At 48.8% G+C, this 22,063-nt stretch carries 18 protein-coding genes; 4 read left to right on the top strand and 14 right to left on the bottom strand.

Features of this window, described 5'->3' with window-relative positions:
• Positions 1-72: 72 nt before the first annotated feature.
• The 8 genes from OIK42_RS10475 to cmoA form a co-directional block, all read right to left on the bottom strand.
• Positions 73-3,015 carry a response regulator gene (locus OIK42_RS10475; protein WP_273640338.1) on the bottom strand — a complete coding sequence of 981 codons (2,943 nt, stop codon included), beginning with the start codon at positions 3,013-3,015 and terminating at the stop codon, positions 73-75.
• Between the two features lie 243 nt (positions 3,016-3,258).
• Complete coding sequence (locus OIK42_RS10470) at positions 3,259-3,561, bottom strand: hypothetical protein (RefSeq protein ID WP_273640337.1); 303 nt, start codon at positions 3,559-3,561, stop codon at positions 3,259-3,261.
• 299 nt (positions 3,562-3,860) lie between these two features.
• On the bottom strand, positions 3,861-5,651 hold the full coding sequence (locus tag OIK42_RS10465) for a sugar phosphorylase (RefSeq protein ID WP_273640335.1): 1,791 nt from the start codon (positions 5,649-5,651) through the stop codon (positions 3,861-3,863).
• A gap of 3 nt (positions 5,652-5,654) precedes the next feature.
• The gene (locus tag OIK42_RS10460) at positions 5,655-6,878 is read right to left on the bottom strand and encodes a glycosyltransferase family protein (RefSeq protein ID WP_273640333.1); all 1,224 of its coding nucleotides are present in this window, start codon (positions 6,876-6,878) and stop codon (positions 5,655-5,657) included.
• Between the two features lie 8 nt (positions 6,879-6,886).
• Positions 6,887-7,711, bottom strand: a complete 825-nt coding sequence (locus OIK42_RS10455) for an HAD-IIB family hydrolase (RefSeq protein WP_273640332.1) — start codon at positions 7,709-7,711, stop codon at positions 6,887-6,889.
• Complete coding sequence (locus OIK42_RS10450) at positions 7,711-8,583, bottom strand: kinase (protein ID WP_273640330.1); 873 nt, start codon at positions 8,581-8,583, stop codon at positions 7,711-7,713. The genes OIK42_RS10455 and OIK42_RS10450 overlap by 1 nt, the downstream gene beginning before the upstream one ends.
• Positions 8,584-8,783: 200 nt before the next feature.
• On the bottom strand, positions 8,784-9,761 hold the full coding sequence (gene cmoB, locus OIK42_RS10445) for a tRNA 5-methoxyuridine(34)/uridine 5-oxyacetic acid(34) synthase CmoB (protein ID WP_273640328.1): 978 nt from the start codon (positions 9,759-9,761) through the stop codon (positions 8,784-8,786).
• A gap of 10 nt (positions 9,762-9,771) precedes the next feature.
• Entirely contained in the window at positions 9,772-10,500 is a 729-nt protein-coding gene (gene cmoA, locus OIK42_RS10440) for a carboxy-S-adenosyl-L-methionine synthase CmoA (RefSeq protein WP_273640326.1), read from the bottom strand.
• A gap of 168 nt (positions 10,501-10,668) precedes the next feature.
• On the opposite strand from cmoA, the gene OIK42_RS10435 reads away from it, so the two are divergent.
• Positions 10,669-11,301 carry a response regulator transcription factor gene (locus OIK42_RS10435; protein WP_273640324.1) on the top strand — a complete coding sequence of 211 codons (633 nt, stop codon included), beginning with the start codon at positions 10,669-10,671 and terminating at the stop codon, positions 11,299-11,301.
• A 17-nt stretch (positions 11,302-11,318) separates the two neighbouring features.
• Entirely contained in the window at positions 11,319-12,317 is a 999-nt protein-coding gene (gene add / locus OIK42_RS10430; protein ID WP_273640322.1) for an adenosine deaminase, read from the top strand.
• Positions 12,318-12,387: 70 nt separating this feature from the next.
• On the opposite strand, the gene fadE is transcribed toward add, so the two are convergent.
• The 4 genes from fadE to purM all read right to left on the bottom strand — a co-directional run bounded on the left by fadE (position 12,388) and on the right by purM (position 17,418).
• Positions 12,388-14,811, bottom strand: coding sequence for an acyl-CoA dehydrogenase FadE (fadE, locus tag OIK42_RS10425; protein ID WP_273640320.1), 2,424 nt, complete (start codon positions 14,809-14,811; stop codon positions 12,388-12,390).
• A 199-nt stretch (positions 14,812-15,010) separates the two neighbouring features.
• Positions 15,011-15,769 (bottom strand): DUF3108 domain-containing protein, encoded by a 759-nt coding sequence (locus OIK42_RS10420; RefSeq protein ID WP_273640318.1) that lies wholly within the window; start codon positions 15,767-15,769, stop codon positions 15,011-15,013.
• On the bottom strand, positions 15,729-16,376 hold the full coding sequence (purN, locus tag OIK42_RS10415; protein WP_273640316.1) for a phosphoribosylglycinamide formyltransferase: 648 nt from the start codon (positions 16,374-16,376) through the stop codon (positions 15,729-15,731). Before purN ends, OIK42_RS10420 begins: the two co-directional genes overlap by 41 nt.
• A gap of 1 nt (position 16,377) precedes the next feature.
• The gene (gene purM, locus OIK42_RS10410) at positions 16,378-17,418 is read right to left on the bottom strand and encodes a phosphoribosylformylglycinamidine cyclo-ligase (RefSeq protein ID WP_273640314.1); all 1,041 of its coding nucleotides are present in this window, start codon (positions 17,416-17,418) and stop codon (positions 16,378-16,380) included.
• A 291-nt stretch (positions 17,419-17,709) separates the two neighbouring features.
• Between purM and OIK42_RS10405 the strand changes: the two genes are divergently transcribed.
• A complete protein-coding gene (locus OIK42_RS10405) occupies positions 17,710-18,981 on the top strand; it encodes a DUF2066 domain-containing protein (protein WP_273640313.1) in 1,272 nt (423 codons plus the stop codon).
• 3 nt (positions 18,982-18,984) lie between these two features.
• A complete protein-coding gene (gene hda / locus OIK42_RS10400) occupies positions 18,985-19,740 on the top strand; it encodes a DnaA regulatory inactivator Hda (protein ID WP_273640312.1) in 756 nt (251 codons plus the stop codon).
• On the opposite strand, the gene OIK42_RS10395 is transcribed toward hda, so the two are convergent.
• A complete protein-coding gene (locus OIK42_RS10395; RefSeq protein WP_273640310.1) occupies positions 19,709-21,670 on the bottom strand; it encodes a hypothetical protein in 1,962 nt (653 codons plus the stop codon). The two genes, hda and OIK42_RS10395, sit on opposite strands and share 32 nt — an antisense overlap.
• Complete coding sequence (locus OIK42_RS10390; protein WP_273641492.1) at positions 21,643-22,062, bottom strand: DUF2069 domain-containing protein; 420 nt, start codon at positions 22,060-22,062, stop codon at positions 21,643-21,645. Before OIK42_RS10390 ends, OIK42_RS10395 begins: the two co-directional genes overlap by 28 nt.
• Between the last annotated feature and the right edge of the window lies 1 nt (position 22,063).

Below are 22,063 nucleotides of genomic sequence, written 5' to 3'. Positions count from 1 at the left end.
TAAGGCAGCGCCGGTTGGCTTTGCCTTTGGATTTTACAATAGTGTATTTGCAACGTTTTCCGGCTACGCCAGTTAAACCGATGATTCAGGTAGCCAGCTCGCCAGCACCTGGAGTATTTCAGATTCTTTAAAGGGTTTACTGAGGTGATCATTCATGCCCGATGCAATGGCCTTTTGCTTGTCTTCTATCATGGCTGCTGCCGTTAATGCAACGATAGGGACGTTGTTGCCCATGTCGCGGATATGGCGGGTTGCCGTATACCCATCCATAACGGGCATCTGAACGTCCATAAGAATAAGGTCAAAGGATTGTCGGCTCAGCTTATCCAGGGCTTGCTGACCGTTGTCAGCAAGGGTCACTTTAAGGCCCAGTGAGGTGAGCTGTTCGTTTGCTATCTCCTGATTAATCGGATTGTCCTCGACTAACAGAATATGGCCCTTGATATCCGCAGCGGTAGTAGTCTCCTTTGAGAGCGTTGCTGTTTTGTAGGGCGCTGTCTGATAAGTGTTCACTCCTTGTTGAGCATGTTTATGCTGGTGTAGATTGTCAGCATCAGTTGTGGCTAAGGGTAATGAAAACGTAAACGTAGAGCCTTTGTTTACTTCACTGCTAACTTTGATTTGGCCGTTCATGGCCTCGGCCAGCCGCAGGCTGATGGTCATACCCAGACCTGAGCCACCATATACCCGGCTGATCGACGAATCAGCCTGACTGAACGCGTCAAACAAGCGTTGCTGTTGTGACTCGGTCATACCAATGCCCGTGTCAGTGACGTGCCATATCAACATGATCTGATCTTCACCATGGCTTTCATTAAGGGGTTGCTGTTCCACTAATACGCAGATGCTACCCTGATGCGTAAATTTGATGGCGTTACTCACCAGGTTTGCCAGTATTTGCCTGATCCGCAGAGAGTCACCCAGAAGATACGGGCTGTGTATTTTGCCAAAGCGAATACTCAATTCGAGGTGCTTACTTTCTGCCTGTGTGCGGAATAAATCATCAATCTGACCAATGATCTCCGTGAGTAAAAACGGATGCACATCCAGTTCCAGCTTGTTGGCTTCTATTTTTGAAAAATCCAGAATGTCGTTCAGGATACTCAACAACAATTCGCCAGCCTGATGTATTTTACTGAATTTGTCTTGCGCCTGTTGAACGTCAGCGTGTTTAAGGCCTAAGCGACTTAACCCTAATATGGCATTCATAGGGGTTCGGATCTCATGGCTCATGTTGGCGAGAAAGGCGCTTTTTGCCTGGTTGGATTTCTCTGCCTCTAACATCGCTTCCTTCTGGCGGCGCTCAGACGCAACGAGACGTTGATTGGCCAGCGACAGCTCCCGGGTACGTTGATTAACTTTGTCTTCAATTTCGTTGGTATTGCCAGCTACCACAATCATAAACCAGCCTAACAGACCGGCAAACAGCGCAGCACTGGCTAACAGCAGGTGCACGCCCCAGGGTTGATAAATAAAGGCCGTGTTATTCACCACTGTCATTGTCCAGTGGCGGGCCCCAATTGCGATGCGATACTGGGCGAGTAAGGGAAACTGAGCAGAGTGATAGAAATCCCTGTCAGCAGGCATTGTGCCTTCCGAGAGCAACAATTGCTGCTCCCTTTGAGTCAGGTTTTTGCTGTACAAAATTGCGTTACTGCTTGCCTGTGGGTCAGTTAACAATACGCCGTTGCCTTCCAACAGGTTATTACTGAATGCCAGGCTCATTAACTTGCTGATGCTGATGACGCCAGTGGTGTAGCCACTGGAAAAAGGTAATTCGCGCTCGCCTTCGACGGGCAGAAACAACAATACCCCGAGGTGGTCGTCGGTTGCCTGAACAAGTTCAACCGGTGTCGTCGGGTACAGCGTTTGCGCTTCCCAGGCGAGCTTTAATGCTTGTTGTCGGGATGACTGAGAATAGACATCATAGCCAAGTGCCTGATCACTGATCCCCAACGGCGCAATAAACGAGATAACAACATGTAACGGCCTTGGTTGCACCGGTTCTTGTTTGCCATCCTCAGCATTTTGCGTAATGGTGAAAGCGAAATCGCGTTCCAAGGCCTGGTAATGTGGGGTTAACCATTGTGCAAGGCGCGGTAATTCACTGCCGGTCAGGCGGATATTCCAGGATAACGCGTAAAGCTCGGGGGTGGCTTGCAAAATATCCTGGCTAAAGGTAGCAAACTGCTGCGGTGTCAAGGCAGGTTGTGTTTTAACGAAGCCCGCGACAGAGTACAAGGTATTGGAGACGTTGCGTATGCTGGTTTCTAAATTTCGCGCCTGGATGTTGGCGTTGTTGGCAAACTCGCTGGCTTGCTGTGTGCGTTCTTCGTTGAGCACCATTAAGCAGAAAACCAGCGCAGACATTGAAAATCCACACAGAGACAATAAAACGAACCGCCCGCCCGGGAATTGCGATCCGGCAAGTCGAGGGAACAACGCGAGCAACCAGGGGAGGGTGAACACCACACCAATTGCGTCACCAGCCCACCAGTTTAACCCGGTGGTCAATAGCATTTCATTACTGAGTGCACTGTAAGCCCAGAGAACTGTGGTACTCAGTGAAGCACTGATTACTGTGCTGACGACACCGCCAAGTAGCAAAAAGCGAAAAATGACTGCTGGAGAGCGATAGGAAACCGGCAGTCCGATAAACCGTTTTACCAGCAGGTAACCCCCTAACGCTTGTAGTGTCGGGCAAAAGCCCAACAACAGTGGGGTTAAAAATGAACCTTCACCGCCACCAGTAACGATGCGTATATACACGTTTATCGCTACAGACCCGATGAATATACCGGGTAAAGCTCTGAAGCCAAAGCATAAGGTAGATGCTAAGGCTAAACCTGCAGCAGGCCAGATAACTGTAACGTAACTGGGTGGCACTGATACAAGTTGGCCAATATAGCCCAGCGCGGCATAACCAATAGCTGTAAAAAAAATTACCTTACAGGTAAGCCACATTCCGCTTGTTTCGTTCGTTTCCCTTATAAAGTTACGGTTTTTATCTGTCACAAAAAGCTTTTCCTTGCGCTACGCCTGGGGCATCGAAGCACATACTTCACATCGTTAAAGTGTATCAGAATAATGTATTTTTGCTTGCCAGTGTCATTATCATTTTGGCTATAAAGGTTACCGGTAACGAGTTATATATGCGGGTAAGGAGTGAATAACGTGGCGGAACAGACTTACGGCGTCATAGACAGGGTAGTCTTATTTATGCCACTACCCGGGCATTCAGTATGACCAGGCTAAAGGTTAACTGCCAAGGTTAAAGAAGACACCAACTGCTAATTCGACCCAAAGGTAAACAAAGGCCATGCAGATAATGACGGCAAAGGGCAACTTTAATCGCCCGGGTGTCAACTTAACACCGATTGCCACAATACTGCCGAATACAAACACTAAGCTACCCATGACGGTAAAGTCCAACAGCGACCAGTTTACATCATTGCTCAGCTGGTTACCCAGCAGTGGTATGGTTAACAGTGCCATTGTTGCAAGAATCACTTTTCCTAACAGCGCGCCATAGTGGCTGGGTGAAAAAGTAGCGTTGTTCATGGTATCACGCTCCTCGAGCGTTAATTGTGAACCGCTATTGATAATATACTGACAGCAGTAAATAGCCAATAGTCTCTCGGTGTAGACGCCTTGCGAAAGATACTCCGCATCGACGGTTCAGGTATGGCTGATAACAGGCATGCGGCGTAGCCACTGACCGACAAGTACTGGTATCAGGTTAAAAAACAGGGTAAAAATCAGGCACTCATGGAATCTTCGCGAGCAGCGTCGCCAGTAATAAAAAAACAAGGCGCTTAAAAGCGCCTTGTAGATAATGAGATGCGTTGACTCGTTTTGTGTTACGAGTCTTCTGCGACGGCTTTGCGATATTCTTCATAATCCATGTTGCTCAGCCACACCGTTTGATAAGGTTTTAACTGGATAAAGCCGAGCACATCCTCAATTTGATCACGGGTAATTAGATCAATCCAGTTATCCGTGTTAATTAAGTTAAGATCCGACAGCAATATAGATTGTTCTTCATCCGTGATATTACTGACACAGAAAATGCTTTGTTTGCGGTTAATACTTTGCCGCCAGTAGCCAAACAGTGATGTACCCAGCTGTAAGGTAAATTGCACAGCGTTGGGATGGAAGGCTTCCTGTGCTTTACGGATCCTGATTAACTGCGACAAACGCGTAAGCACCTTGTGATGTTGCGAGTAGGGCGTATCGAGCAATGCACCGAGTTCACCGTAATCCCAGCGTCTGCGGTTAATTGAGCGGTTTTGCCCCGTGTTAGCGACTTTTTCGTAGTCGTTTGAGGTGCCTAACAGGCTATGAATATAAAGGCCGGGGATCCCCTCCATACCGAGCATTATGGCGTGTGCACACAAAAAGCGATCCACCTGGTACTTGTCCGGGCCTTTTGTGGTGCCTTGCATTGCATCGAACAGCGTAATATTAATTTCGTAAGGCTTTTGCTTGCCTTGCTCACCAGAGCGCCATGAAATGCGACCACCAAAGTTTTGCATCGACTGCACCAGGGTGCCAATTTCTTCATCACTCAATAAACCTTCGGCAGGGCGCAGGCCGATACCATCATGCGAGGCTATAAAGTTAAAGTAGGTGGTACCATTTTGCGCTGGTGGCATACTCATGATCCAGCTTTTCAGGTACGTACAGTCACCGGTCACCAGTGTATTTACCAGCAATGGTGGCAGTGAAAAATTATAAATTGCATGGGCTTCGTTAGCATTACCAAAATAGGTCAGATTTTCCCGGTTAGGAATGTTGGTTTCAGTAATAATTACAATGCTTGGATCGGCATGTTCAATTAACGTTCTCAGCAGTCTGATGACCTCGTGAGTTTGCGGCAAATTGATGCACTTGGTACCAATGATTTTCCATAAGAATGCCACGGCATCAAGACGGAACAATTTAGCCCCATTATCGATGTAATGCTTAATGATCTGAACAAAGGTGATTAATACCTTGGGGTTAGTGAAATCAAAGTCGACCTGGTCGTGACTAAAGGTACACCACACATGTTTTGTACCGTTCGCTGTTTCAGTTTCACGCAGCAGCGGACTGGTGCGGGGCCGGGTAACATCCGATAAGTCCGAAGCGGGGTTAGCGGTCAGGAAAAAATCACTGCCCGGCCCCTCTCCCTTAATAAAGTTATCAAACCAGACACTGCGGGATGAGCAATGGTTGATAACTAAATCGAACATCAAACCATAATCAGCGGCCAGTCTGTGGATATCAGACCAGGTCCCCAGTGACTCATTGACACTGGAGTAATTAATGACCGAAAAGCCATCATCAGAACTAAAGGGAAAGAACGGCAGAATGTGCACTTTGTTGATGGTGTTTTTACAATACTTGTGTAAAAAACGCGACAAGGTGCCCAGCGGCGACTCGTTTTCGTTGATGATACTATCACCATAAGTGATCATGATAATATCTTGTTCGTCCCAGTAGTTCTCATGTGGTTGGGGGATCACAATGTCGCTTTCGTCTTCAATGCCTATGCACTTCATTAATTCCGTCGCCAGCTCGCCCACAGGCATAGGAATCACAACATCTGCATAAATAGACTGAAGATGATGGCTGATCTTCTCGTGTAAGTAATCCCAGTGTTTTGTCATTGATTATCCTTTAAATTCTTCAGTATCTGCTTCGACTGCCTCAAGTAAGCGGTCAAGAATGTCGGGCACGGCGCTGGTTACCCGGTTCCAGCTCGGGATAAAAGGTGTTTCCATGGGGTTTTCCAGAAAATGCTGGCCTGCCTTCATGATATTACTGGCAAACATCTCGACCGCTTTTTCTTCGCTGTGTATGTCCAGGGTCAGGCCGTTCATAACAGCATCATTGTGGTAGGTTTCGATGAAATCCAGCGCAATGCGGAAATAGGTGGCTTTAATTGAACGGAACATTTCATTGCTGAATGACACCCCCTGTGTGGCCAGTTTACGAAACAGTGCCTTGGTGATGTCGATAGACATTTTCGACAGGCCGCCCTGCTCATTATTGAGGGACAGATCCTGGTGTTTGTGATCGTAGGTTTCGGCAATGTCGGCCTGACACAAGCGATTGTGCGAGTAATTTCGGTGCATTTCAGACAGTACGCCAATTTCCAATCCCCAGTCACTGGGTATACGGATGTCATTTAACACATCGCGACGGAACGAAAACTCGCCAGCTAATGGATAACGAAAGCTATCCATAAACTCGATATATTCGTTGTCGCCCAAGGTGCGTTTGAGCGCTCTTAACAATGGCGTTACCAGCAGTCTGGAGACGCGACCATTAATTTTACCGTCGGCCACCCGCGCGTAATAACCCTTACAAAACTCATAATTAAACTGCGGGTTAGCCACCGGATAAATCAGTCGTGCCAGCAGGTCGCGGTTATAGGTAACGATATCGCAGTCGTGTAATGCAACAGACTCAGCTTTACCTGAGGCCAGAATATACCCCATGCAGTACCAAACGTTGCGACCCTTGCCCAGTTCCTTAGGTGCCAAACCAAGCGCCTGAAGTTCTTCATCCAGTGCTTTAAGCCGGGGACCATCGTTCCATAAAATACGGTGATGCTGGGGCAGGCGTTTAAAAAAACCATGCGCATGCCGATACTGATCGGCATCGGCGCGATCCAGACCGATGACGATCTCAGATAAATAAGGTACGTTAGTCAGTTCATCCACGATGTTTGACAGGGCCGGGCCTTCAAGCTCTGAAAACAATGAGGGTAAAATTAACGCCATCGGGCGTTTTTGCGAAAACCTCAGCAGCTCAGTTTCGAGCGCTTCAGTCGACCGGCTGGCAAGGTTATGTAACGTTGTAACGATGCCATTTTGATAAAAATCGGCCATGTGTCCTCCTAATCTTTCAATGAAAGCAATTGTGTGAGCATTTCTGTCCAGCCCTCAGGGCCTTGTAGTGTGCTGGTATAGACATTATCTTTTTTATTTATCTGTGGAGGCGGGTGGCTGGGCGACGCAATGCGCACGGCAATATCAGCGGCTTCCATCATGGCAATGTCATTCTTACCATCACCAAGGGCAATCGACGTGGCAGTCATTGCTGTCTGGCGTCGATACTCCTCCATAAACCAGTTAAGTGCTTTTCCCTTTGTACAATCGCCGGAGATGTGAATAAACCGTCCACCTTCCAACGGTGTGGCACCACGCTCACGCACGGCTTGAATAAATGCAGCCTTACGCTCGTCGCTGCCGAGCCACATTACCGGTTCGCCAAACTGGCGCTTGGCTGCTAAGCGGGCATTCGCCTCACTTAAACCGGTGGCAGCCATGAGGTCGTTTAAGCTCATCTCACTAAAATGAGTAAATTCTCCTGCGAAATCAGCTTTAACTATTTCTAACAGTTTTAACCAGTAGCCTTTGGAGGAAATAAAGGATTTACACCAAAAGCCGTCCTGCCAGATTGTACCGGCCGGTTTTTGTTTAAAAAAACCATGCGGTATAAACAGCGCCGCGCCGTTTTCTATGACGAAAGGCCCCTGTAAGCCGATTTTGTTACGCAGCTCGACCATTTCTACAAACGTTTTACTGGTGTTCGGTATAACCGGGATACTGCGCGCAAATAACGCATCCAGCGTTGGCTGTGCGGCAGCAAAACTGTATGTGTGATGGTCCAGCAAGGTGCCGTCCATATCACTAAAGATCACAATGCTCGACTGATCCATTAAACTGCCTTATCTACATGGGTAATTTGACGACTGCTATCCAGGTGGAACACATAATTACAGCTGGCAGGTAATGTTGCCAGACTATGTTCAGTGAGTCGCTGGTAATGTTGAATAAACCGTTTAATTTCGAGATCAGTCATAACACCACTTTGGTTACTCCCCACCTTTTCGGCAAGTTTATGTTCTTGTTCTCTACGCCAGTGATAGACCTGATCAAATGACGGCGCTTTCAACATGACCCAAAAAGCCATTTGTTCAAACAGAGTCTGATAACTATCAGCCAGTTGTTTGTTTACGTAATTACGCCAGGTACCCAGCGGGTCCTCTTCCTGTTCCAGCGTATTGACCGGTATCTCCAGCTGTTGCCTGCTCTGTGGTTTGACGCCCCAGCACCATCCCTCAACTAACACAACATCCGGTGGCGAATTGATGACCGGCCACTCCACTACCGGAAATGGGTTATCCGTAGCTTTACTAAAACGAGGCACGGATACCGTACCATAGCCTCTGAGGCGATCGAAGGTATCCTGAGCGAGTTTTACGTTGTGGGTTCCGGGAACGCCCCGGGTTGCCAATAAAGGATGTACTTTTACCGCTAGCGCATTTCGGCTGGATTTATCGAGATAAAAGTCGTCCACCGACAACGATACGATATTTAATTTTTTATGCTCGGTAAGGTAGTAAACTAAAAAGTCACAAAGTGTTGATTTGCCAGAACCCTGACAACCATTTACGCCCACAAAAAAAGGCTTCTTTGCACTGCTTTGGTGCTCAAAAATTTCGTCAGCCAATGGTATGAACCATTTTTGTGCAATGTCGCGGTAGCTATCCGGAAGGCGATGCGCCGCAAGAAACGTAGATATGTCCATAAAGCTGCCTTAGTTATTAATGATTCGCACAGCATTTGTGTAACTGAGTTACAACATCTGTGCCAATTCCGAAGCTTGAAATCTCAACCCGGATCCTAACCACTGCATATAAATCAGTTTCTTGCGTATGATTGCACAAAAACCGATCAAATGCAGTGTTGGCGGCTAACTCGCTGGTTGTTCAGGCTGCCGGATAACCATTAATTTTTAGTGGCAATAATTACCGCGCGCTTCGGCGCGGGGTAACCTTCGATGGTTTTGGTGTGATCGTCGGGGTCCAGAAAGTCCTGCAACGAATGGCTTTCCATCCAGGAGGTTGTGCGCTGCTCAGCCGTTGACGTGACCGACTCATCAACCACTTTACAGTCACTGAAGCCGAGGCGTTTGAGCCACACAATAAGGGCGCTGGTACTGGGTAAAAACCATACATTGCGCATTTGCGCATACCGTTCACCGGCCATCAGTACGGTTTGTTCATCGCCATCAACGATGAGCGTTTCAAGCACCAGTTGGCCGCCTTTAACCAGTTGCGATTTGAGCTGATTTAAAAACTCCATGGGATCTTTGCGATGATAGAGTACACCCATGGAAAACACCGTATCAAAGGCTTTTAGCGGTTGCATTTGCTCAATGCCGAGCGGCAGAAAATGGACCGGCGCCTCGCCAAGAAAGTGTTTAACAGCCATAAACTGGATAAAAAACAACTGAGTGGGGTCGATACCATAAACACCTGCTGCCTCCTCGCCGTACATTCGCCAGAGGTGATAACCGCTACCACAGCCAACATCAAGCACCTGTTTCCCTTTCAATGGTTCAATGTGAGACTTTAGCCGTTCCCATTTCCAGTCTGACCGCCACTCAGTGTCTATGTGTACCCCATGGATAAAGTACGGGCCTTTACGCCAGGGCATAAACTGGCGAAGCAAGCCTTCTATTTGCTTTTGGGTGTACGGATCGGTACTGCTGGCATCACCCACCGTGACACTCTCGCGCAAATCAATATTGCCCGGTGGCACCTGCGGCAATTTACCGAGCAATCGTTGCCATTTTTTAAATTCGCCGTGTAGATCGTCGCGATACCAGCTATCCATTTGCTGGGGCAGGGTATTAAGCCAGTGTGACAAAGGCCCGTTTAACAGATCCTGGTAGCAGGTATGAAAAAGTGCTGATGCGGTCATGGTTAGCGCCTTATTTTATTGCGACCAGAGACATAAAATTATAACAGCGATACCACATGACGACGTCGCTGAAACCAACATTTCTGAGCCGTTGTTCATGATCTGCGAAGGTATCGATTAACATGACATTTTCTAATGCCGCTCGCTTTTGACTGATTTCAAGTTCGCTGTAACCATTTTGCCGCTTAAAATTAAGATGTAGATCGTTAATCAACGATTCACCCGAGGCGTGGTTATGACGAATTTTTTCTGATAATACAAAAATACCACCGGGCAACAAACCGTCATAAATGGTTTGTAATATTGCTGCGCGTTCTGCCGGTGGAATAAATTGCAGCGTAAAATTCATGATTACCATTGAGGCATTGTTTATGGCCACGGTCTGCGCCAGGCCCTCACGAACTTCAATGGGATTGGGTAACTGAAATGTACCTACCTTACGTTTGCAGCGTTCCACCATCGCCGCTGAACTGTCGACCGCGACAATCTCACAATGTTGCGCCGGGCACCGGCGTGATACCGAGAGGGACGCTGCGCCTAATGAACAGCCCAGGTCATAGACCATTGACGCAGGTTGAACGTAACTGGCCGCCAACTGACCAATGGTATCAATAATTGTCTGGTAGCCCGGAACAGAGCGATTAATCATGTCTGGAAACACATCAGCGACCGCTTCATCAAAGCTAAAATCACTCACTTGACTAAGGGGGGCGGCGAACAGGTTATCTTTGTTTGACACTGGGTATTCCAACAGTTGAATTTATGCGCCGCAATTTTACCCGGCCAACGCAGAAAGCCAAGTCTCAGGGCAAAAAAATTGCTTATTTGACTACTATTTACTTCTCAACTTACACCTTTAGTATTACCCTTATTATAAATACTACAGTCGCCAAAGGCAGTTTAGTTAATGAAATTTGTGATTGCTGATGACCATCCGCTGTTCAGGGAAGCATTATCCGCCGCGCTCAAGCCTTTATTTGAACGCTTAGAAGTGTTGGAGGCCGGCTCGGCAGAGGGGTTAGTCGACCTCATAAACCAAAACGGCCATGTTGATTTGTTACTATTGGATTTATCCATGCCCGGGGCCAACTGGTTTGATACCTTAACCTCTATCAAACAAAAGTTTCCCGCATTACCCATTGTGATGGTGTCAGCCAACGACGATATAGACGTGATTTCTCAGTCGATCACTCTGGGCGCCAGCGGTTATGTGCCGAAGTCGACGCCGACGAGTTCGATTGCCGAGGCCATTGACATTGTACTGAGCGGTGAACAGTGGCTGCCTGCTGACATAGCCGAAAAAATGACTGAAAACAGCGGCAATATGAATGATATGTTGAACCGGTTTAAAGAACTTACCCCCAAACAGGTGTCGGTACTCAAGTTGGTTCGTGCCGGCCTGATGAATAAACAAATAGCCCATGAAATGAATGTTACTGAAGCAACGGTGAAAGCGCATATCAGTGCTGCGCTTAAAAAGCTTAACATTAATACCCGTACTCAGGCCGTGTTGTTAATGGATAAGCTGCAAATTAATTAAACCTGCCAGGAACTGCTATGCTCGGGGATTTACCTGCCGTAGACATTCATCGTCATCTTGATGGCAACATTCGCCCCGAAACCATCTGGACGTTGGCGGCCAAACATAATATAGCACTGCCTGCCAGGAGCCTCGAAGCGCTCCTTCCACTTTGCCAGATACAGGATAAAACCGCTGACTTACTGGCCTTTTTAGCCAGGTTGGATTACGGCATTTCTGTGCTTGCCGATGTCGATGCCTGTTATCAAATTGCCTACGAAAACATGCAGGATGCTCAGCAAGAAGGCCTTGATTACGTTGAGTTAAGATTTTCGCCATATTATATGGCACAAACCCATCAACTGAATATCGCCGATGTGGTCGCTGCCACCGTACAGGGCTGTGCCGACGGCGAGCGTGATTTTGGCGTTAAACACAACCTGATCGGCATTCTCAGTCGCACCTTTGGCACTGAAGCCTGCACTCAGGAACTCAATGGGCTGTTAGCCCATAAAGCGCACATTACCGCGTTGGACTTAGCCGGTGATGAACTGGGTTTTCCGGCGCCGCTGTTTGTGAATCATTTTAAGCAGGCTCGTGATGCCGGTTGGCAAATTACGGTTCATGCGGGTGAGGCGGATGGACCTCAAAGCATCTGGAATGCCATTGAATTATTGGGTGCCAACCGAATTGGTCATGGCGTGGCTGCCAGGGAAGACGAACAGCTTATGGCTTATCTGGCGGAGCACCATATTGGCATTGAATCCTGCCCAACGTCTAACTATCAAACGGCCACGGTTGTAGATACGCCTAATCACCCTATGAAACAGTTTTTAGAGGCGGGAATTGAAGTAACGCTGAACACCGATGATCCGGGTATTTCGGCAATTACCCTGGCTGACGAATACACCGTGGCCAGAGACGTCATTAAGCTCAGCGACGAACAGCTAAAGCAAGTACAAATTAATGGCGTAAACCAGGCATTTTTGTCTGCTGCGGACAAACAATCGTTGTTTGCCAGGGCCGCCCAAAGATAGCCTCAGCACTTAATACAAAAGGCGCCGAAGGGCGCCTTTTTTTCATTATTGAGCGGTCACGCACTAAAGATTAGCGCACGGCAGCAACGAGCTCCCCGGGATCGAAATCATCAACCGCTACGATTTTGGCGCGGCCTTTCTCGGTTCGGCGGAGCAAATCGGCTTCGTCGTCGTCGATGAGGTTTTTCTCCAGCGCAATGTCGGCCAGCTTATCTAACTGAGTAAAGGGCCGCTTTTCGTTAAGGGCCTTGCAGATCTTATCGAAAACCGGCTCTGCAGCGATGACATCGTCCAGAGTCTGCTCTAACTCACCCGGTAAGCTGCCTGGTTCACGCGTTAAATACTGACCATCGCCCAAACGGCTTCTTGCCTGGCCGGGCTGTTGCAGGATCCGCGCAATAGCATGTTCGGTTTGATCCGTGGGTCTGCTCACCCGATGTCCAAAGGGCATAAGCTTAAATGCCAGTACTTTACCCAACCAGCGGATGGGGAAGTTATCTAAAAAGTCGCTAAGCGCCGTTTCAAGATTATAAATTAAATCCTGCATTGCCCAGTGTAGCAGGGGCAAATCCTCATGCTGACGGCCTTCTTCGTCAAAACGCTTTAGCACTGCACTGGCTAAATAGATATCACTGAGAATATCGCCTAATCGTGCGGATAACCGCTCCCGGCGCTTCAGGGTGCCGCCTAAAATACCCATAGAAATGTCGGTCAGCAGGGCCAGGTTTGCGCTATAGCCTTGCAATAACTGATAGTATCTGGAGGTACTGTCTTTAAATGGTGACTTATAGAAGTAACCACCGGTAAGCGTGAACCAGGCACTGCGCAGTGCATTCGCCAGGGCAAAACCAATGTGACCAAACACCGCCTCGTCAAAAGCGTGCAATGCCGTGTCTTTGTCTGTCATGGCAGCGGCTTTAAGCTCTGCTAAAACGTACGGATGACAGCGCATGGCGCCCTGACCAAATATCATCATATTGCGGGTCAGGATATTCGCGCCTTCAACGGTGATGGAGATGGGGAGCCCCTGGTAACCGCGACCCAGATAATTGTTCGGACCGAGCATAATACCTTTGCCGCCATGCACATCCATGGCGTCATTCACCACTGTTCTGGCTCGTTCGGTAAGATGGTATTTGCAGATGGCCGAAATGACCGATGGCTTTTCACCTAAATCAACGCCGACTGTTGAGAAGCGGGTTACGGCGTCCATCATATAGGCGTTACCCCCTATGCGGGCGAGCATTTCCTCAATCCCCTCCATTGAGCCAATGGGTATTCTGAACTGCCGGCGAATTCGGGCATAGGCACCGGTCGACATGGCACAGGATTTAGCGCCGCCAGCTGATGTGGAAGGCAGGGTAATACAGCGGCCCACTGACAAACACTCCATAAGCATGCGCCAGCCTTTGCCGGCCATTTTTGACCCGCCAATGATATAATCTAACGGCACAAAAATATCCTTACCGCGAACCGGTCCATTCTGAAACGGCGTATTCAGTGGAAAATGGCGGCGGCCAATATCAAGTCCGTCCGTATCACGGGGGATAAGCGCACAGGTAACGCCAAGTTCGGCTTTGTCGCCGAGGAGTTTGTCCGGATCATATAATTTAAATGCCAGGCCGATAACGGTGGCCACTGGCGCGAGAGTAATATAGCGCTTGTCGAAGGTGAGACGCATGCCCAGCACTTCTTCTCCCTGCCATTCACCTTTGCATATAATGCCCTGGTCAGTTATTGCACCGGCATCGGAGCCTGCCTCGGGGCCGGTGAGAGCAAAACAAGGTATTTCTTCACCACTGGCTAGTCGCGGTAAGTAATGATTTTTTTGTTCTTCGGTGCCGTAATGTTGCAATAGCTCGCCGGGTCCTAATGAGTTAGGTACGCCAACGGTACTGGATAACACGGCACTGGTACCGGCCAGTTTCTGAATAATGCGTGATTGAGCAAAGGCTGAAAACGCCAGTCCGCCATATTCCTTTTTAATGATCATGGCGAAAAACTTGTGCTCTTTAAGGTATGCCCACACTTGTGGTGGTAAATCGGCATCTTTGTGATTCACCTGCCACTCATCTATCATGCTGCAAACTTTATCAACCGGACCGTCGAGAAAAGCCTGTTCTTCAGGGGTGAGCCGGCCCTTGGGTATACTATGTAGTTTTTGCCAGTCTGGTCGGCCGGAAAATATTTCGCCATCCCACCACACGGTGCCAGCATCAATTGCTTCCTGTTCGGTCGATGACATTTCAGGCATTACCCTGCGGTACATTTTGAACATCGGTGCGGTTAAATAGGGGATGCGGATAGCCGGTATCACAAGGGGAACTGTCACAACGGCAAACACTATCCAACTAAGCAGGCCTAATGAGCCAAATACAGTACCGATAACCAATACACCTGCTGCCAATGCAACGGCATTCGTCAGGGAGAGGCGTTGATACGCTGCCACACACAGTGTCAGTATTATGAGTAAAATCCACACTAAATCAGACATTATTTCTCCTCGTGATCTGCAGTTGAGGTCTGACCAGACTAGGTAAAACTAGCGTTGTCACTGCAAAAGATCAAGTAATACCGGCGTAAGTCGACGAACGACTGCAAGCCGTAAAGTTAACTGCACAGCGTGGGCGATACCATGGCTGGCGGTACCGGAAAGATGCGCGATATCAAACGGGCTGACATCGCTGACGGGATTATTTTTTACTGCTGGAAAATGCTTTTAAGCGCAAGTCGCCCTGTTCGTCACCGTCTTTAAATTGCTGCAGGCGCACCAACTGATAATCGAGATCGGGCGCAAACCAGGCAAAGGTCACGCGGGTTTTAGAATCGCGGACTATTTTTACTTTATAGGCCTCGATGGTGCCATAGGGCAGGGTCACAGACTCTTTGCCTAACACTTCCATACCATAATGGCGCTGCTGGCCGCGATAATTGATAAAGTCATATTCAAGGGTCTCGCGCCCTTGTCGCAAGCGAATGGGGACATCAAGTCGATACAGCTGGTTGTCAAATTCGCCCTGCCAGTCCATAGACGTTTTCTCGTCATCCTCGACAATTTGAATAGTGCCATCAGCGCTGGTGTCAAAGATCACCTTCAGTGAGGTATCGGGACCGGTACCACTGCGTGAATAGTTGTATTCCTGCGGCAACAGTTGTCCGTCTTCGACTGTAAATATGGAATGTTCAAAGCGTTTATCGGTAAGAAAGAACTTCGACACTTTGGATTGATAGGTCAGTGAATAGAGGCCTTCACTTAACTCTTCTAGGGAGATTTTTGCTGAGCCGAGATTTTCATCCCATTTATAGGCGTAATAAACCGCTTCAAAAGGGCTAATGAGCGGCTCATCCTCGCTGGCGATGGCATTGGTTGCCAATGCCAGCAGCCCTGAAAATACCAGTAAGGTGAATGTATTATTCGTTAGCGTACCCGTTGTCCGGAAGAACTTTACCATCTAATAGTGCCTTATTGTTGTTCATTTTTAGCCGGTCACTGCAAAACCAGTGAACCACTAGTGGGTAAATACTGCGTTCTTGCTCTTGCACCCTTTGGGCAAGTGCTTCGGCATTGTCATCGGCAAATACCGGTACCTTACATTGAATGATGACGGGGCCGCCGTCAAGTTCAGGGGTAACAAAGTGAACACTTAGGCCATGTTCATCGTCGTTATTGTCTAAGGCACGTTGATGCGTATTCAACCCTTTATACTTTGGCAACAAAGATGGATGAATGTTCAATAAGCGCCCGCTGAAATGTTCCACAAACTCGCTGGTTAGTATGCGCATGAAGCCCGCTAACACCACACACTTGGGTTGATGGGCTTCAAGCGCCTCGCGCAAAGCAATGTCGTAGCTTTGCCTGTCACTGTAGAGTTTATGGTCGAGACAAACCGCTTCGATGCCGGCCTCACGCGCTCGCTCAAGACCATAGGCATCGGGCCGGTTAGCAATAACGCAGGCAATATTGGCATTAATTTTACCTGCGTTAACGCCGTCGATAATGGCCTGGAGATTAGAGCCATTACCTGAAATCAAAACGCAAATATTGGGCTTGGTAGTCATGTTAAGCGTTGATCTCTACCTGTTCTTCACCGTCGAGCTCGGCTATGTCACCAATCAGCCAGGCGTTTTCACCGGCATTATTTAACACTGACAAAGCGCTCTCTACGTCCTGCTCATCGACCACCAGCACTAAACCGACACCACAGTTGAAGGTGCGATACATCTCATGGGTAGTTACATTTCCGTGCTCTTGTAGCCAGTTAAATACTGCCGGCCATTGCCAGCTGTTGGCATCGATAACGGCTTTTTTATCGGCAGGTAACACGCGCGGAATGTTTTCCCAGAAACCACCGCCGGTGATGTGCGAGATGGCCGCTACTTTTACGCTGCCCAGCAGCTCAAGTACCGACTTTACGTAAATACGGGTAGGCGTTAACAGGTGGTCGATAACCGGCTTGCCTTCAAGGTCGGCGCTTACATCAGCACCGCTTACTTCGATGATTTTCCGGATCAGCGAGTAGCCGTTTGAATGGGGGCCTGACGAACCCAGTGCAATGAGTTTTTGCCCGGCAGTTACGGTACTGCCGTCGATGGCTTCATCGGCTTCGACCACACCAACGCAAAAGCCGGCGATATCGTAGTCATCGCCGTGGTACATACCGGGCATTTCTGCCGTTTCACCACCAATTAATGCGCAACCTGCTTGCTCACAACCGGTGCCAATGCCACTGACTACCGCGGCGGCTGTGTCAACATTAAGCTTACCGGTAGCGTAGTAATCAAGGAAAAACAGAGGCTCGGCGCCCTGCACAATGAGATCGTTCACACACATTGCGACCAGATCGATACCAACGCTGTCGTGACGGCTATAATCCATTGCCAGACGCAGCTTTGTGCCAACTCCATCAGTGCCTGAAACTAACAAGGGATTTTTGTACTTTTCCGGTAATGAACACAATGCCCCGAATCCGCCCAGGCCCCCTCGAACTTCGGGGCGATGGGTACGTTTGGTAACCGATTTAATGCGCTCAACCAATTGGTTTCCAGCATCGATATCGACACCGGCATCTTTATAACTTAATGACGTATTTTTCTCAGACACAGGTAAGCCTTGTTACTTAGACAGGTTTGAATGCGCGGATTCTACCAGCATCCGCAATGATGTCCAACGTGTAAGCAGGCTCAGAGGCATATTTTACGGTTTTGATGATATCCCGACTGTATAAAAACTCATCAGTCAGTCAACAGGATGATGCGTTGAGTAAAGATAACAGCACTATTGAGATGAAAAACGTGTTTAAATAGATAACAATTAAAACGTTGTTTTTGATCGCATATCAACATGGAGTTTGCTAAGTTCTTGCCAGCGCAGATCCGTAATAATGTATTGTCTATGATGAAGTTTATAATCCTGCTGCTGGGAGTAGTGTGGCTTGGTGTCAGTCAGGCAAGTTCGGCTATCGATTTGAGCAGCGGCAAGGTACCGGTTAAAGATAAATCCAGCCAAACCCTCAGGGGGGCAACAAAAAGTGCGCTCGATCAGGTCCTGATTAAGTTAACCGGACAGGAAGACATCACCCGTTATCAAACTATCGAATCCATTCGCGCTAACAGCGATCGGTTTTTACGTGCCTATCGTTTTGCAGCAGAGCAAGAGCAACTTTATCTGGTGGCCGAGTTTGACCAGCGCCTGATCGAAAATGCATTGATTGAGCAAGGTTTACCTATTTGGGGGAGTCGCCGCCCTGATGCCTTAATGTGGCTGGTCGTAGAAAACGAAGAAGGGCGTCGTCGCATCGTCGAAGACAGCAGTGTTGGGGCGTTGGCGCAGACCATAAGAAAGCAGGCAGATAAGCGCGGCGTGCCGATGTCGCTGCCGTTAATGGACCTTGACGATACTCTCAATATAACCGGCTACGATGTGTGGGGCTTGTTTCCCGGCCAGTTAATCCAGGCGGCCAGTCGCTATTCCGTCGACTATGTGCTGGCTGGACGGATATACCGTAACCGAACTGAGCCCATTGTTTATAATCAGCCTGAGCCGCCGGCAAAGCCATTTTTTATCGCGCCTATGAAGGCTCCTGCGATAACGGTAAATCAATTTGGTGAGATCGGGTTACCGCTACCCATTGAGCTGGCATCGCTGCAAATGTCCTGGGTGGAAGAGTCTGCTGAGAGCGGGCCGTTATTTACCCAGGAAGAATTCTCGACAATTGCTGCCCGCGCGCGGAAAGGCCAGTATTCGTTGGATTTTCTCTACGTAGCCACCAACGCCAGTGTGCAAAGTGTTGTTCATGATACCTTGATTGGTGACGATGTGAATGAGCTGGTCAGTGAATTTATTAGCCGCTACGCGAATTATCTGGGACAAACGTATGCCATTCTGCCCAGAGATAAAGCCTCAGCGGAGACTATCGAGCTTACGATTGGCAACCTGGCGGACTTAAACGCGTTTGTTGCGGTGCAGTCTTATCTGCAAAATTTAAGTGTGACTGATCAGGTCATGTTGGTTAGTCAGCAGGGGACAGTGAGCACTTTCCGCCTCAGTTTGCTTGGCAGTGCACAGGATTTTCGCGCGATATTGTCTTTCGACAGTCAGTTACAACCATTGACTGATGCATTCGGCCAGCCGCTGGAAGGCATGCATTATTTTTGGAGTCCGTAGCCCATGCAATTGCCATTGCCGGTAACACTCCCAGATGATGAAACCTTTACCAGTTTTGTAGCGGGCAATAACAATCAGCTTGTCGCGTTACTCCATTGCATTGCTGCCCACTCGCCGGACTGGCGAGGCGAACCCGCTTTGTCTTTACTGGATGCGGCGTCAATTCCGTTAGTTAATCTGATAGGCAGTGCCGGCCGTGGTAAAAGTCACCTGCTGTATGCCGTTTGCCATCATCTGGCAGGCCGGGCGATACCCCATGCGTATGTAAATTTAAAAGATGTGGTGTCACTGTCACCGACAGTACTTGATGCGCTGGAACAGTTACCTGTGGTCTGTGTGGATAATCTGGAAGCCATTACGGGCAATGACGCCTGGGAAGAAGCGTTGTTTGATTTAATTAACCGTATCAGTGAAACGCGTATTGGTGTGCTGATTATTGCCTCGCAGGTCAGTGCCCAAAGTGACGCAATTAAGCTACCCGATCTGCGTTCGCGTATCAGTGCCGGCTTAACCTACCAGCTGAAACCGCTTAATGACGAGCAACGGGCAAAAATTCTCAGTTCCCGCGCCCGCCAGCGCGGTCTGTCGCTATCGGTTCAGGCGCTGCATTATTTACTAAATCATAGCCAGCGTGACTTACCCAGCTTAATGGCATTGCTGGATCGCCTCGATCAGCGCTCTTTACAGGAACAGAAGAAAATATCAGTAGCGCTGGTAAAACGTGAACTCAGTACCGCAGATGACCATCAAGACTCCTGAGCCTCAGCGGGGGTCTGAACAGATTACTTTTATTCCCCGCTAAATCACCGGTTAAATCATTGCGCTGCAGTGCGCCATTGGTAATAAGTGCGTCAAAATCATACCAGGATACACCAGGCTCAAGCTGCACCGGTGATGGCAGTGTGCCCTGCAGCTGAGCGACATTTAACTCCGGCAAAACGCGCTCAACCGTGAACGCAGCTCTGGCCTGTAAAGTATCCTGGTTAATGCGGTTTCGCTGTCCCCAGGTGATCAGTGCCTGCGGGTTACTTACCGTTTCAACCACTCCAATGTCGGCACTGACACCGAGCCGGTAGAGCATCATAAATTGCTCGAACAGGGTGGCGTAGTCTTCTCGTGTTGTGTAATAGGCATAGTATGCAGGCGCTATATCACTGCTGAACTCATCCGCTGCGTCGGTGGCAGAGAAACTCTGTTGCGCAGCCGTGGCCTCTGCACCGCCAAATGATACATTGGCCAACTCATTCAGCACAGCGGATTGCAGTGGGTAGGTGTCGAACAACTGATCAGACTGCGGCGGGCTGTTACGAAGGTGATCCAGCGGTGTTTGCGAATCCCGCAAACCTGCCCACGCTGTAGGCGGGAAAAAATCATTGGCGTGCGCCAGTTCATGATACATAAGCCAGGCCAGTGATGCCTCCAGCTTGCTAAAATCCCGGCTATTGCGCAGACTCGCTGCCAGCGATTGCTGAGGAAAATAATAGCGATTATTTTTGACATAACGCCAGTAAATGCCAAATTGCAAGGCATTGCCAAAGTCACTGCGATAATCAGGTGCCGTGTTGAGGGTATCGCGCTCGGCCGGTGTGCGCCAAAAGTTACGTGCATCCAGATAAATAGCGCCGGTTCGTACCCAGTAGAATGACGGCCTGATATCGTATGAAATAACCACCGCCGTGACCCCTCGTAACAATTTCAGCATATCCTCGCTGGTTGCCGACTGGCGCAGAAATTCAGCAAAACGCTCGCCCATCCAGGGGTGGGAGACCAGTGTTTTATCGAGAATATCATCAACATCAGGTGTGGCCGTTTGCATACCAATCAAAGGTAAGTCTGCAAAAGTGCAGCTGTTAACTAACTGGTTTGTGTAGACACATTCCCGCAGGGCGTCGGCGTAGGGGCTATCTTCGCGGTAAGCGATAAGATCGGTGGTCACAAACATGTCGTTTTGGGTAAATATGCCGTCATCGGCGACAGCGGTATTATTAATACCAACCAGTACTTTGTCAGTTGCTGTGGTTCCATCATCAAACTGCACCGTTGCAACAAACTCCAAGACACTGTCTTGGTTTACCTCAGGGGCAGTAAAAAATAGGCTTTGTAGTGGTCCGTTAGTGGTATCAGCCTGTTGCGTGAGAGGTTGTGCCGGCGGGCCTGCCGTTTGTTCCCAACTCACTGTGGTGATAATTTTTGGCGTAGGGCTGTCTACCCGTAAAGAGACTCGGCCGCGCTCTGTTGCCATATGGTCAAGTCGCACGTTGGCTATTTCGGGTGTCGCGTCGTCACTGGCTGTCAGGGTGAATGAAAGCTGGCGTTGCTGACCACTCTGGGTAATTGCAGTGACCCTGAACTCGTAATTACCGGCTGCGGGGATGTCAAATCCCACAGCCTGCGTGTGCGCAGCCAACAAGCTGACAGCAGGACCGCTTATTTGTTGCCACTGGATGTCTGATAAGCGACTGCCATCAGCGCTCAGTAAAACCAGGCCGACCGACTCATTGGTAATTGCCGAGAGTTGGCCGTACAACGCGAGATTATCGCTGCTTAGAACGGGCGTCAGTTGCGGTTGTTCAGTGGGCGGCTCAACGACCGGGCCGGGATTGCCGCCGTTGTCGCCGCCAGAACCTCCACATGCGCTTAGTAGTGTGAGTATAACAGGCGCTACGAACGCTTTGTGAAATGCTCGCATTCTTCTTTCATCTCTTCTTTGAGCTTTTTTAACCCTAAGCCCAGTTCACGCCCTCTGAGTCTGGCAAATACGCTACAGCCGGTGAACATACCGATGACCAGCAGGATTTCGATGCTGGCAAACCAGCGTGCATCAGGCTCGGCATAAAAAACCGTTAATCCGTGTAGCAAATAATACAGCGCTATAAAATTGGCCCAGGCATGGGTGTATGGTTTTGCTTTGATGACACCCGGTAAAGGTAATAATAGCGGTAACACATACATCAGGAAGATAAATACTAATGAATAAGATTGGCCGGTTGTGAATAAAAGTTGCCATGCTGATATCCAAACCAGCAATCCCAGGTGGCACACTAACGCCAGATACCGAAACTGCCGGGTTTTACTTGCCATT

The organism is Alteromonas gilva (genome assembly GCF_028595265.1).
Taxonomy (GTDB): Bacteria; Pseudomonadota; Gammaproteobacteria; order Enterobacterales; family Alteromonadaceae; genus Alteromonas; species Alteromonas gilva.
This window is presented reverse-complemented; position numbering and strand designations above follow the sequence as displayed.

Coding starts and splice junctions, on each gene's coding strand:
- OIK42_RS10470 (WP_273640337.1), bottom strand. CDS start 3,561: ATGAACAACGCTACTTTTTCACCCAGCCACTATGGCGCGCTGTTAGGA.
- OIK42_RS10465 (WP_273640335.1), bottom strand. CDS start 5,651: ATGACAAAACACTGGGATTACTTACACGAGAAGATCAGCCATCATCTT.
- OIK42_RS10460 (WP_273640333.1), bottom strand. CDS start 6,878: ATGGCCGATTTTTATCAAAATGGCATCGTTACAACGTTACATAACCTT.
- OIK42_RS10455 (WP_273640332.1), bottom strand. CDS start 7,711: ATGGATCAGTCGAGCATTGTGATCTTTAGTGATATGGACGGCACCTTG.
- OIK42_RS10450 (WP_273640330.1), bottom strand. CDS start 8,583: ATGGACATATCTACGTTTCTTGCGGCGCATCGCCTTCCGGATAGCTAC.
- cmoB (WP_273640328.1), bottom strand. CDS start 9,761: ATGACCGCATCAGCACTTTTTCATACCTGCTACCAGGATCTGTTAAAC.
- OIK42_RS10435 (WP_273640324.1), top strand. CDS start 10,669: ATGAAATTTGTGATTGCTGATGACCATCCGCTGTTCAGGGAAGCATTA.
- add (WP_273640322.1), top strand. CDS start 11,319: ATGCTCGGGGATTTACCTGCCGTAGACATTCATCGTCATCTTGATGGC.
- fadE (WP_273640320.1), bottom strand. CDS start 14,811: ATGTCTGATTTAGTGTGGATTTTACTCATAATACTGACACTGTGTGTG.
- OIK42_RS10420 (WP_273640318.1), bottom strand. CDS start 15,769: ATGGTAAAGTTCTTCCGGACAACGGGTACGCTAACGAATAATACATTC.
- purN (WP_273640316.1), bottom strand. CDS start 16,376: ATGACTACCAAGCCCAATATTTGCGTTTTGATTTCAGGTAATGGCTCT.
- OIK42_RS10405 (WP_273640313.1), top strand. CDS start 17,710: ATGATGAAGTTTATAATCCTGCTGCTGGGAGTAGTGTGGCTTGGTGTC.
- hda (WP_273640312.1), top strand. CDS start 18,985: ATGCAATTGCCATTGCCGGTAACACTCCCAGATGATGAAACCTTTACC.
- OIK42_RS10395 (WP_273640310.1), bottom strand. CDS start 21,670: ATGCGAGCATTTCACAAAGCGTTCGTAGCGCCTGTTATACTCACACTA.
- OIK42_RS10390 (WP_273641492.1), bottom strand. CDS start 22,062: ATGGCAAGTAAAACCCGGCAGTTTCGGTATCTGGCGTTAGTGTGCCAC.